11 protein-coding genes are annotated in these 13,307 nt (G+C 33.7%); 9 read left to right on the top strand and 2 right to left on the bottom strand.

Annotation, left to right across the window (positions count from 1 at the left end; genetic code table 11):
* Positions 1-15: 15 nt before the first annotated feature.
* From WBG21_RS00460 to WBG21_RS00440, 5 genes are all read left to right on the top strand, one after another.
* Positions 16-2,838 (top strand): gluzincin family metallopeptidase, encoded by a 2,823-nt coding sequence (locus tag WBG21_RS00460; protein WP_340073653.1) that lies wholly within the window; start codon positions 16-18, stop codon positions 2,836-2,838.
* A gap of 183 nt (positions 2,839-3,021) precedes the next feature.
* Positions 3,022-5,433, top strand: coding sequence for an alpha-ketoacid dehydrogenase subunit alpha/beta (locus WBG21_RS00455; protein ID WP_340073651.1), 2,412 nt, complete (start codon positions 3,022-3,024; stop codon positions 5,431-5,433).
* 16 nt (positions 5,434-5,449) lie between these two features.
* On the top strand, positions 5,450-6,394 hold the full coding sequence (locus WBG21_RS00450) for a threonine ammonia-lyase (protein WP_340074245.1): 945 nt from the start codon (positions 5,450-5,452) through the stop codon (positions 6,392-6,394).
* Between the two features lie 49 nt (positions 6,395-6,443).
* Positions 6,444-7,280, top strand: coding sequence for an AraC family transcriptional regulator (locus tag WBG21_RS00445; RefSeq protein WP_340073649.1), 837 nt, complete (start codon positions 6,444-6,446; stop codon positions 7,278-7,280).
* Positions 7,281-7,383: 103 nt separating this feature from the next.
* On the top strand, positions 7,384-7,809 hold the full coding sequence (locus WBG21_RS00440) for a hypothetical protein (RefSeq protein WP_340073647.1): 426 nt from the start codon (positions 7,384-7,386) through the stop codon (positions 7,807-7,809).
* Between the two features lie 68 nt (positions 7,810-7,877).
* Here the strand turns inward: WBG21_RS00440 and holA are convergent, their stop codons facing one another.
* Positions 7,878-8,882, bottom strand: a complete 1,005-nt coding sequence (gene holA, locus WBG21_RS00435; protein ID WP_340073645.1) for a DNA polymerase III subunit delta — start codon at positions 8,880-8,882, stop codon at positions 7,878-7,880.
* Positions 8,883-8,916: 34 nt separating this feature from the next.
* On the opposite strand from holA, the gene WBG21_RS00430 reads away from it, so the two are divergent.
* From WBG21_RS00430 to WBG21_RS00415, 4 genes are all read left to right on the top strand, one after another.
* On the top strand, positions 8,917-9,363 hold the full coding sequence (locus tag WBG21_RS00430) for a type I restriction enzyme HsdR N-terminal domain-containing protein (protein ID WP_340073643.1): 447 nt from the start codon (positions 8,917-8,919) through the stop codon (positions 9,361-9,363).
* 28 nt (positions 9,364-9,391) lie between these two features.
* Complete coding sequence (locus WBG21_RS00425; RefSeq protein ID WP_340073641.1) at positions 9,392-10,393, top strand: glycosyltransferase family 2 protein; 1,002 nt, start codon at positions 9,392-9,394, stop codon at positions 10,391-10,393.
* Positions 10,394-10,473: 80 nt separating this feature from the next.
* Complete coding sequence (locus tag WBG21_RS00420; protein ID WP_340073639.1) at positions 10,474-11,340, top strand: OmpA/MotB family protein; 867 nt, start codon at positions 10,474-10,476, stop codon at positions 11,338-11,340.
* Positions 11,341-11,472: 132 nt separating this feature from the next.
* A complete protein-coding gene (locus WBG21_RS00415; protein ID WP_340073637.1) occupies positions 11,473-12,639 on the top strand; it encodes a DUF1624 domain-containing protein in 1,167 nt (388 codons plus the stop codon).
* Between the two features lie 21 nt (positions 12,640-12,660).
* Here the strand turns inward: WBG21_RS00415 and WBG21_RS00410 are convergent, their stop codons facing one another.
* The gene (locus tag WBG21_RS00410; RefSeq protein ID WP_340073635.1) at positions 12,661-13,281 is read right to left on the bottom strand and encodes an L-threonylcarbamoyladenylate synthase; all 621 of its coding nucleotides are present in this window, start codon (positions 13,279-13,281) and stop codon (positions 12,661-12,663) included.
* Between the last annotated feature and the right edge of the window lie 26 nt (positions 13,282-13,307).

Here is a 13,307-nt window from a genome sequence, read left to right as displayed (position 1 = left end):
AATAATCTACAAAACTTGAAAAACTACATTTCATATATTACAGTATTATGCATTATTGGGCTCGGTAGTTATTCCTTTGGGCAAAACGCTATTAAGATTATTGCCACGTTAGATGCACAAACACATACTATAAACATTCAACAAGAAATTACATTTTATAACCAATCTAATGACACTATCAATGCTATATATTTGAATGATTGGAACAATGCTTATGCCAATAAAAAAACGGCACTGGCAAAACGTTTTGCAGAAGAATTCAATAGGAGCCTTCATCTTGCTAAAGAAGAAGAACGGGGCAATACAAAAATTATCTCCATTTCTGATAAAAACCTCCAGTTTCTAGATTGGAAACGGCTTTCGGAAGGTGACCTTTTAAAAGTACAATTAAAATCTCCCATATATCCTGGAAAAAATCATGTCTTAAAGCTTTTCTATACTACAACGCTTCCTGACAACAAATTCACATACTATGGACATACCAACACAAATGATTATAACTTAAGATACTGGTATATTACTCCTGCTGTACATAAAGATGATGAATGGATGCTTTATAGTAATACAGACTTGGACGACCTGTATACGTACGCTTCCGATTACGAAATTGTTTTTAATTATCCCCTCGCATATAAATTAAGTACTGATTTAGATATTGAGCAAAAAAATGAAATATCAGGATATCACCAAGTTGTAATGAAAGGGAATGACAGGGCAGATATTCAACTATTTATAGAAAGTGATAATTCATTTGATGTCTTCAATACTAAACAACTTTCCCTCATCACTAATATTGAATCTAAAAACCTCTCAGATGTTCAAAAGGTGTCGTCAGCTGAACGTGTTATACAGTTTGTCGATCAAAGCTTGGGAACATATCCTCATAAAAGCCTTTTGGTTTCCGAAATAACATACCGAAAAAACCCTTTGTACGGACTAAACCAGCTTCCTTCTTTTTTAAGGCCTTATCCTGAAGATTTTCAATATGAAATGAAAATATTAAAAACCACATTGTACAATTGGTTAAGAAATACCATTTTCATAGATTCAAGAAAACAGCAATGGATTGTAGACGCTATTCAAAATTATTTGATGATAAAATATGTAGATGAGTTTTATCCAAATATGACTTTATTAGGAAACTTATCAAACACATTCATCATTAAAAACCTTCACTTGGCAAAAATGCCTTTTAATGAGCAATATCCATTTTTACACATGTTAATCGCTCGAAAAAACTTAGATCAGCCTCTTACAGAAACTAATGATTCACTAATAAAGTTTAATCAAAAAATTGCAAACAAATACAAAGCAGGTTTAGGGCTTATTTATCTTGAAAATTATTTAGAAAACAACCATGTAAGTAATCAAATAAAGGCATTTTACAGAGATTATAGATCAAAAGATGTTTTATTTCCTGTGTATGAAGCCTATCTAAAACTGAATAGCCCTAAAAATATAGACTGGTTTTTTGATGAGTACATCAGTACACGAAATACAATTGATTTTAAAATAAAAAAAGTAAAAAAAGTAAATGATTCTGTACTTGTTACCATCAAAAACAAAAGTAATACTAATGTACCTATAACTCTTTATGGAATCGATAAAAAAGATAGTATAGTTTCCAAGTATTGGTTATCAAATATCAAAGAAGAAAGAACCTTCAAAATTTCCCGTGATAGTGCAGAACGATTAGTATTGAATTATGACAAAACAATTCCTGAATTCAACCAACGTGATAACTGGAAATCACTGAACGGCTTTTTTTCCAGTAATAAAAAAATTCAGCTTAAGTTCTTTAAAGATGCCGAAAACCCTTATTACAGCCAATTATTTTATGTGCCGGTATTTAGTTATAACGTGTATGATGAATTTATGCCTGGGTTACGGTTTCATAACAAAGCCTTCTTGGAAAAACCCTTTATTTTTGATATGAGTCCTTCCTTTTCAATAGGTGAAAAAACCATTGTAGGTTCAGGATTATTATTGTACAGAAAATATATTCGCAATAATGATCTTTATTTAATAAATTATTCATTATCAGGAAGCACATTTCATTTTGCAGAAGATTCCAGGTTCACTACCATCACCCCAGCCATTAGTTTTGGTTTTAGAACAAATGACCTTAGATCGAATGCCCGGCGCTTTTTAACGTTCAGATACGTCAGTATAAACAGAAACCGATCTAATAACATAGAAACTGATCCTGATTACAATGTTTTTAATGCACGCTATAACTATTCAAACAATGGTATTATCAATTATTTTTCATGGTTTGCCGATATGCAGTTTGCCTCTGATTTTTCTAAAATTTCATTTGATATAGAATATAGGAGATTGTTTCAAAATAATAGACAATTGAATTTACGTTTCTTCTTTGGAAAATTTATAAATAATGACACTAATTCTGACTTTTTTAGTTATGCACTTGATAGGCCTACTGATTATTTATTCGATTTCAATTACCTAGGAAGATCTGAAGACTCAGGTATCTTTAGCCAACAAATAATTATAGCGGAAGGCGGCTTTAAATCAAAAATTCGCGACCCTTTTGCCAATGACTGGATTGCGACCACAAATGCAAGCTTCAATGTGTGGAGGTGGGTAGAGCTCTATGGAGATATTGGATTTATTAAAAGTAAAGGTTTTGATTCCAGATTTGTATACGACTCCGGGGTTCGTTTAAATTTAGTAACAGACTATTTTGAGCTTTATTTTCCATTGTATTCAAACAATGGTTGGGAAATTGGCAATGAACGGTACGATCAAAAAATACGTTTTATAATAACATTAAGTCCTAAAGCCTTAACGGGGCTTTTTACACGTAAATGGTTTTAATATTTTTTTAACTCATTTTGAGAAATTCTTAGATTTAGCTTTTTGAAATTTAAAATATTGTCTATTTGTTAAAAAAACACCTGTTTTTTTGTGTAATTATCATTTTTATAACATTTTCCTGTATTGCAATAACGAAATCTTTTAGCTATTTTTGTGTCGCTTTAAAATCCGTCCTTTCACACTATGCAAGCAAAAACAACATTACAAAAAGACATATCTTTCGAAGAGTTTAGAAAACAAGTTTTAGAAGATTATACCATTGCGGTTACAAGCCGTGAATGTAGTTTGTTAGGGCGGCGTGAAGTACTTACCGGAAAAGCAAAATTTGGAATTTTCGGAGACGGGAAAGAAGTACCGCAATTGGCTATGGCCAGAGCGTTTAGGAACGGTGATTTTAGGAGTGGTTACTACAGAGACCAAACATTTATGATGGCTATAGGTGCATTGAATGCGGACCAATTTTTTGCAGGGCTTTATGCACATACCGATATAGAAGCAGAGCCCATGTCAGCAGGTCGACAAATGGGCGCTCACTTTGCTACACACAGCCACCATGAAGATGGTAGTTGGAAAGATCTCACTAAACAAAAAAACACCAGTTCTGATATTTCTCCTACTGCCGGACAAATGCCACGGTTATTAGGTCTAGCACAAGCATCTAAAATATACAGAAACTTGAAGGAGATAAATGCTAATAACTTCTCTGTCAATGGCAATGAAGTTGCTTGGGGAACAATCGGAAACGCAAGTACCAGTGAAGGAATCTTTTTTGAAACTGTCAATGCTGCAGGGGTATTACAGGTTCCGATGGTAATTAGTGTCTGGGATGACGAATACGGTATTTCTGTGCCTGCCAGATATCAAACTACCAAAGAAAATATTTCAGAAATATTAAAGGGTTTTCAGAGAGACGAACATAATGAAGGGTATGAAATCATAGTTGTAAAAGGTTGGGACTATTCTTCACTTATAGAAATGTATGAAAAGGCTAGCAGTATTGCCCGGAAAGAACATATTCCTGTACTAATACATGTTACAGAACTTACACAGCCGCAAGGGCACTCCACCTCAGGTTCACATGAGCGATACAAAAGTGAAGAACGCCTAGTCTGGGAAAAGGAGAATGATTGTAATTTGAAGATGCGGGAATGGATGGTTAGTAGTAGTATTGCTTCCGAAGAAGAGTTGTCAGAATTGGAAAAAGGCATAAAAAAAGAAGTCCGGGAAGCTAAAAAAAGGGCTTGGAGTAGCTTTCTGGCTCCTATGAAAATCCATAAAAAAGAACTCTTGTCACTTTTTGAAGCTATTGCTAATACAAGTGTAAACAAAGTTTTTATCAACAAATTAAAAAATGATTTGATAGCAAATGATGAGCCTTCAAAAAAAAATGTTATTTCTATAGCAAGAAAGGCTCTTCGATATATCATTCATGAAGAAACTCCTGAAAAAGAACAACTAAAGAATTGGATAGCTAATTACTATGTTGAAATACAGCCTAAATATAGTTCACACTTATACAGTGAAGATGATCTAAACGCTACTAAAATAAGAGCAGTTCCTCCTGAATATAGTGAAGAGAAAGAAGAAGTTGACGGGCGGGTATTGCTTAGGGATAATTTTGATAAGTTATTTGAAAAACATTCCAATCTCCTCATTTTTGGAGAAGACACCGGCAATATTGGTGATGTAAATCAAGGGTTAGAAGGTTTACAAAAAAAATATGGAGAATTACGGATTGCTGATACCGGAATACGGGAAGCCACTATTGTAGGACAAGGTATTGGTTTAGCAATGAGAGGGTTACGTCCCATTGCAGAAATTCAATATCTAGACTATGTAATGTATGCACTGCAGATTATGAGCGATGATTTAGCCTCCCTCCTCTATCGCACATGTGGAAGACAAAAAGCACCATTGATAATAAGAACCCGGGGGCATCGGCTTGAGGGAATATGGCATAGTGGCTCTCAAATGGGAGGGCTTATCCATTTACTCAGGGGGATGTATGTTTTAGTACCTAGAAATATGGCCAAAGCAGCTGGTTTTTACAACACGCTTCTTGAAAGTAATGAACCTGCTTTAATCATTGAACCACTCAATGGCTATCGCCTTAAAGAGCAGTTGCCTTCTAATCTAGGGGAATTTAAAACACCTATAGGTATTGTTGAAACTGTAAAAGAAGGCAAAGATATTACAGTAGTTTCTTATGGCTCCACCCTTCGAATTATAGAACAGGTTGCTAAGGAGCTGTTAGAAGTTGATATTGATATAGAACTGATCGATTGTCAAACATTATTGCCTTTTGATATTCAGCATGATATAGTAAAAAGTGTTCAAAAAACAAACCGTTTGCTAGTTATTGATGAAGACGTTCCCGGAGGTGCTTCTGCTTATATTTTGAATGAGGTTATAGAAAAGCAAAATGCTTACCAATTTATAGATAGTGCTCCACAGACACTAACGGCAAAACCACACAGGCCGGCATATGGTACTGATGGGGATTATTTTTCAAAACCGAATGCAGAAGATATTTTTGAAAAAATATATGCTATTATGCATGAGGCAAGTCCTAAAAAATACCCGAGGCTTCGATAAAATTCAATACTGGGCTATGATTCCTTCTAAAAAAGAGTTGTTAAAAGCTGCTGATCGGATTGCTCCATATGTACATAAAACCCCTGTACTTACTTCTAATTTATTGAATGAGCTGTGTAAATGTAACATTTACTTTAAGTGTGAAAATTTTCAAAGAGCAGGTTCTTTTAAGATTAGAGGAGCTGTTAATGCTATTATGAAACTATCAGAAGAAGAGAAAAAAAACGGGGTTGTTACCCACTCCTCCGGAAATTTTGCACAAGCACTTTCCTTAGCTGCTACATCTCTTGGAATAAGGTCATATGTCATAATGCCTAAGAGTGCCCCTGAGGTAAAAAAACAAGCTGTTGAGCACTATGGAGGAGAAATAACATTGTGTAAACCCACTTTACAGGCAAGAAAAGAAACTGCAGCAAAAATCCAAAAAGAAAAAAAAGCTACACTTATTCATTCTTCAAACAACACTGATGTGATCATAGGGCAAGGCACCGCAGGAATTGAGCTATTGAACGAGCACCCAAATCTTAATTACATCTTTATTCCTGTAGGAGGCGGTGGTCTTATAGCAGGGAATGCCTTAGCGGCAAATTATTTTGGGAAAAATTGTAAAGTAATAGGAGTAGAACCCCTAGAAGCAGACGATGCATACCGTTCATTAAAAAGTGGAAAAATAGAATCCAACCATACCACAAACACAATAGCGGATGGATTAAAAACACAATTGGGGGACAAAAACTTTCCAATTATAAAGAAGCATGTTTCTGATATCATCAGGGTTACAGAAGAAGAGATTATTGAAGCTTTAAAGCTAATCTACGAACGAATGAAAATTATTATTGAACCTTCATCAGCAGTTGCTTTTGCAGGTCTTGTAAAAAATAAATCGTTTTTTAGCAATAAAAAAGTAGGGGTTATTCTATCCGGAGGAAATATTGATCTCAAAACCTTTTCATTTGGTTAAATTTTATACAAATGACTTAAACCTTCAAAATATTTTCTATTCCAAAAAAATGATTAAAACATACTATAATCATAAAATCAATGCTAAATTGATATTGGCAGAAAACAGTATTGACATACCCATACTGTTTCAATCAGAAAATTATCTATCATTTATATGGAACACCGGAAAAACTGCTATTAGCATTACTATAGATAATAAAAAAGAACAGCTCGTACCTGGGCAGTTATTATGCTTTAATTACCTTCAAAAGGTAAAAATTGACAACTCCTATATTTATTCTTTTATAATGCTTCAGTTCAACAAAGAATTTTATTGCATCCATACCAATGATAGTGAAGTATCCTGTAATGGTATTTTATTCTTTGGCTCTGAGTACACACCCATCATATCATTATCTTCAATAGAGTCAAAAAATTTAAATACCTTGATTGCTAAGTTAAAACAGGAATTTAATAATAAGGACAGTCACCAAGAAGAAATGTTACGATTGCTGTTAAAAGAATTCATTATCCGTAATACAAGAATTGCAAAAAAACAACTCTATAAAAATTATAATAATCAGAAAAACATAGACTTAATAAGAAAATTTAATGTTTTAGTTGAAGAAAATTTTAAGACCAAAAAAACCGTTAGTGAATATGCTGAAATGCTTAATAAATCTCCTAAAACTATTACAAATGTCTTTCATAAACATTCCCATAAAACCCCATTACAAGTTATTCACAACCGGATAATCATGGAGGCAAAAAAATTATTCTTGTACACGGACAAAACAGCAAAAGAAGTAGGGCATGAATTAGGGTTTGAAGATGCTCCACAATTTAGCAAGTTTTTCAAAAAGTGCACAGGAAAAACCATTTCTGAATTCAAGTTAATTCAATAGTTTTTAACAAAAAGGAATAATTGACAATATAAAAGGCGATATTTTCATTCAAAATTGTTTTTTATTTAATGATTTTTACAATTATTAACATATATAATTAGATATGAAAACAATTAATTGGAAAAATGCAATTATTGCCGGTATTATAGGCACCATTTTATTTGACTTATTTGGCTTAGTTGCCAATGGAACATGGTGGGACATTCCTGCTTTGTTAGGCGACAAAACAGGGTTAGGGCTTTCTTATGGTGTAGTAAGCCATTATGGAAACGGAATCCTGTTAGCTATCTTGTATAACGCTGTAGCCCCTTCATTATGGGGGCCTGCTTGGTTAAGACCGTTTATTTTTATCACTGCACAAACAATAGTATTGGTTTGGTTATTTATGTTTCCATTATTAGGAGCGGGTGTAGCCGGAAGCAATGTGGGGCCTGAAATGGCTATAGGATCTCTTGTGAGGCATTTGATATTTGCTGTTCCGTTTATTTTTATAATTAATAAACCGTTATTTGCAAAACAGCCGTCGTAAATAATTTTTTTGTGGAAAAACCGTTTTTCTTTGTATGGAAAACGGTTTTTTTATTTACCGGAAGTTGGTCAACGTATTATCTTAACCAACATTTCTTTCAACAAATCACCCTGTGAAAGGTTTATGGCACCAACACCTTTTCCTTTTAAATCTATATCGCGTAAGTAAGTTATTATCTTGCTCACTTTCTTCATTGGGTAATTACGGGCAGCTGTTTGATATTCACCAACAAAATATGGGTTAATTCGCAATGTAGCAGCTACATTTTTTACTGAATGATCGTGCAACCCATGGTAATGCAATAATTGCGAAAAAAAATTATAAAGAAGTGAAATGGTAACCACTAATGGGTTGTCTTTTGAGTTTTGGGCAAAATAATTAATAATTCGGGTTGCTTTTACCTCGTCGCGTGCGCCTATTGCTTTTCGCAATTCAAAGTTGTTGAAATCTTTGCTGATTCCTATATTTTCCTCTATGAGTTCTGGAGTAATCTCATTCCCTGAAGGAATAATTAATTGCAATTTTTCCAATTCGTTATTTATTTTGCTTAAATCAGTTCCTAAAAATTCAACTAGCATAAGGCTCGCTTTAGGGCTGATACTATAACCTTTTCCTGAAAGAACTCTTCGAATCCATTCTCCTACTTGATTTTCATACAATCGCTTACTTTCATATAACACCCCTGCTTTTTGTACTGCTTTATATAACTTTTTCCTTTTATCCAAAGCCTTATATTTATAACACATTACTAAAACTGTAGTGGGTTGTATGTTTTCTATGTATGATGTTAAGTTTTCAATAGTACGGGACAGCTCTTGAGCTTCTCTAACGATTACTACTTGTCTTTCTGCCATCATAGGGTAACGTTTACAATTAGACACAATAGCATCTATGCTCACATCACGACCATACAATATTACTTGGTTAAAGCTTTTTTCATCATCAGATAAAATATTGTTCTCAATGTATTCAGCTATTTTGTCAATATAATAAGGCTCTTCCCCCATTAAAAAATAAATGGGTTTAACAATTCCTTTTTGAATCTCCGATACAATATTTTTAACCTCATCCATTAGCTTCCATTGACTATAATTTGCATATTTGCCTATGCAAAATTTGAATTTCCCAAATTACACGTTTCGTTTCAAAAATAGTAAAAATACGCCCCTTATCTTTGATGAGATCCGTAAAAAATTTATAACCCTTTACCCGGAAGAATGGGTACGCCAACACATGGTGCAATTCTTAATTCAGAATAAAGGCTATCCTAAATCATACATTAATGTTGAAAAAGAACTTCAGGTAGGCACGGTAAAGAAGCGATATGATGTTGTTGTTTATAATAAAGAGGGTGGTATTTCAATTGTTATAGAATGTAAAGCTCCTTCAGTTACTATAAACCAAGATACTTTTGATCAAATAGCACGTTATAACCTCACACTAAAAGCGGATTACCTGATTGTTACCAATGGGTTAAATCACTATTATTGTCAAATGGACTATGAGCAAGAAAAATATATTTTTGTACAGGAAATTCCGCCGTATATATGTTAACTTGTTTCGCTAATTAATCAATCATCTTTTGAACATAGCTATTGTCATACTAAATTGGAACGGAAAGGCTTTATTAGAAACGTTTTTACCCTCTGTAGTCAATTATTCTGAAAAAGCCACTGTTTATCTTGCTGATAATGCCTCCGAGGATGATTCTGTCACATTTGTAAAAACAAACTATCCTAATGTAGTTATTATTAAAAATTCGGAAAATGGCGGGTATGCAAAAGGGTACAATGATGCATTGCGCCATATAGAAGCAGATATTTATTGCCTGTTAAATTCCGATGTGGCTGTCTCTAAAAATTGGCTGCTCCCCATTATGGATCTTTTTGAAAAAGATGAAGATATTGCCATTATTCAACCAAAAATATTAGACTATCGTAAAAAGGAATATTTTGAATATGCAGGTGCAGGAGGTGGTTTTATAGACCAATTAGGGTATCCGTATTGCAGGGGGCGCATTTTTCAATCCATTGAGAAAGATTCAGGTCAATATGATGATACCATTCCTGTCTTTTGGGCATCCGGTGCATGCATGTTTGTCCGCAGTGCTGTTTTTTGGGAGTTAGGCGGCTTTGATGAAGATTACTTTGCACACCAAGAAGAAGTTGATTTTTGTTGGCGTACTCATAACAAAGGCTTTAAGGTTATGTACACTGGAAAAAGCCATGTTTATCACCTAGGCGGTGCTACATTAAGCAATATGGACCCTAAAAAAACTTTTTTGAATTTTAGGAATTCGCTTTTTTCCATTACAAAGAACCTTCCAAAAAGAAAAGTAATAGTATTAGTATTCCTTCGCTTAATCTTAGATGGGATAGCTGTATTACGTTTCATACTTTTGCTAAAACCACGACATGCTCTTTCTGTTCTATATGCACATATAAGTTATTACAAAAATATGCAGGGTGCGTTAAAAAAACGCCCCTCCATAGCAGGCAAAAGAAAATACTATAGCATCAAATCTATTGTATGGAACTATTTCATTTTGAATAAAAAAACCTATGGTAGTTTAATAAAATATTAACGATACTATTTGTACATATCTTTTGTTTTTTAATACTTTTGATAAAGTATTTAACAATTAAACTTTTAACTTTAAAAATTATGAAAAAAATAGGATTGCTCAGTTTAGGGGTTGCTTTGATATTATCATCATGTGTCCCTCAGAAAAAATATGCGGAGCTGGAAGCCAAACATAAAGAGACACAAGATTTATTAAATTCTGCTACTGTTAAATTAAATTCATGCTTAGAAGAGAAAGCTGCACTCTCTGCTACTGCTGACAACCTAAAAGACCAAGTGGCCATATTGAAAGCAAACAATCAAGAACTTATTAATAATCTCGGAAATTTAACAACACTTACTACAAAAGGGGCTGAGAATTTAGAAAAATCACTAGAGAGTCTTCGTGAAAAAGATTTAACCATCAGAAAATTACGAGATGCTGTTACACGAAGAGACTCCGTAAACCTTGCTTTGGTTCAAAGCCTAAAAGGGGTATTAGGAAACTTGGATGATGAAGATATTGAAATCAGTGTAGAAAAAGGGGTGGTTTATGTCTCTATTTCTGATAAATTATTGTTTAGTAGTGGAAGTTATAATGTAACTGCCAAAGCAAAAGAGGTGCTAGGAAAAGTTGCTAAAGTGGTCAATAACAAGCCTGATTTTGAATTTATGGTAGAAGGCCATACCGATGATGTTCCAATCAAAAATGATGTATTACAAGACAATTGGGACCTTAGTGTAAAACGAGCTACATCTGTGGTTCGGATCCTTCAAAATGATTTTGGTGTAAAACCAGAGCGTATGACTGCTTCCGGAAGAAGTTATTATATCCCTGTTGCAGAAAACACTACTGCTGAAGGGCGTGCAAAAAATAGGAGAACACGCATCGTAGTACTTCCAAAACTTGATCAATTTTACAGCATGATAGAAGAAGGTATGGAAGACCCTGCCATCAATGGCAATTAAACAGAAACTAGAATCCTATATCATAAAATGCGGCTAATTTTAGTCGCATTTTTTTATCTATAAATTTCCTTAAAAATATTTTTATAACAGCAATTATTAATCTATAATTGTTCTTTCTAATAACCTACTTTCATGGAACAATCATTGCCTAACAGAATACATTCTCTCGATTTACTTAAAGGTATTATAATTATATTAATGGCTCTCGATCATACTAGAGATTACTTTCATGATGCAATTCTTATATATGATGCTTTAGATCCAAATAAAACCAATATCCCGGTTTATCTTAGTAGATGGATTACTCATTTTTGTGCCCCTGGTTTTAGTTTATTAGCAGGTATCTCTGCCTATCTAATTGGCCAAAGAAAAACAAAAAACGAACTAGCCACATTTTTACTCAAACGTGGAATATGGCTTATAATTATTGAGATGACTATTATTACATTTGGCTGGTATTTTGATATTCGTTTTAAAGTTATTGCATTGCTTGTTATTTGGGCTTTGGGAATTAGCATGATTGCTCTAGCAGCTTTAATATACCTCCCTAGAAATTGGATTCTTATTTTTAGTTGTATTCTTATTTTTGGGCATAATTTCTTAGACGGTGTTCACTTTGAAAAAAATTTTATTTGGACAGCCTTACATGAAGTTGGTTATTTTAAACTTTCAGAAAATCATTATTTACGAGTTGGTTATCCGGTGATTCCTTGGATCGGCGTCATGTCCTTAGGATATTATTTTGGAGTATTTTACAGCAAAAGATTTACTCCTAATAAGCGACGGAAAACACTTAATATTATTGGTTTATCAAGTGTTTTGTTGTTTGTGGTGCTTAGATGTGTAAACTATTATGGAAACGCTATTCACTGGAAAGAACACGACACTTTTGCTAAAACCATGTTTTCTTTTTTTAATACAGAAAAATATCCTCCATCACTTACATTTTTATTAATGACCTTAGGCCCTATGTTTTTGTTTTTAGCAAATTCAGAAAACCTAAAAGGAAAAATTACTCGTTTCTTTAGTACTTTTGGGAAAGTTCCTTTTTTCTTTTATATTATCCATATATATGTCATCCATCTATTTGCATTGCTATTTGCTGAAATATCAGGATATGGTTGGCGACAAATGTTAATGACTTTTACTGGAGACACAAACTTGGATGGATATGGCGTAAGCATATGGATTGTATCTATCATATGGATTGCTATTGTTTTATTACTTTATCCACTATGTAAAAAATTTGGTTTCTATAAGCAAAACCATAAAGAAAAATGGTGGTTAAGTTATCTTTAAGCGCCAATTCTTTTATAGCGCTTATAAAATAGCTAATGTTCCTTTTCCTTCCCTGACGATCATGGGTTCACTTCCTGATAGGTCTATAACTGTTGAAGGAATGTTGTTACCATAACCTCCATCAATAACTATATCAACTTGGTTTCCCCACTTTTCATAAATCAATTCAGGATCGGTGGTGTATTCAATTAATGTATCTTCATCATGAATGGATGTAGAGACAATAGGGTTTCCAAGTTGTACTACCAATTCTCTTGCAATATTATTGTCCGGTACACGGATTCCTACAGTTTTCTTATTCTTAAATTCTTTAGGTAGGTTATTGTTTCCAGGGAGAATAAATGTATAAGGGCCGGGAAGTGCCCTTTTTAATACTTTAAATGTGGGTGTATCAATTTGCCGAACATAATCTGACAGGTTGCTCAGGTCAGCACACACAAATGAGAAGTTTGCTTTGGCCAATTTTACTCCTTTAATTCGGGCGATCCGTTCTAAGGCTTTCGTATTGGTAATGTCGCAACCCAATCCATAGACAGTATCCGTAGGGTAGATAATAATTCCTCCTTTTCTCAGCACCTCCACTACCCTAGTTATGCTCTTAGGATTGGGGTTTTCTTCATATATTTTTATGAGTTCAGCCATTTTTTATTTGAAAATTCAAGTTTTTA

The sequence above is a fragment of the Leptobacterium meishanense genome, from assembly GCF_037645805.1.
Lineage (GTDB): Bacteria > Bacteroidota > Bacteroidia > Flavobacteriales > Flavobacteriaceae > Leptobacterium_A > Leptobacterium_A meishanense.
Note: the sequence above shows the minus strand (reverse complement) of the source record. Positions and strands in the feature narration are given on the sequence as shown.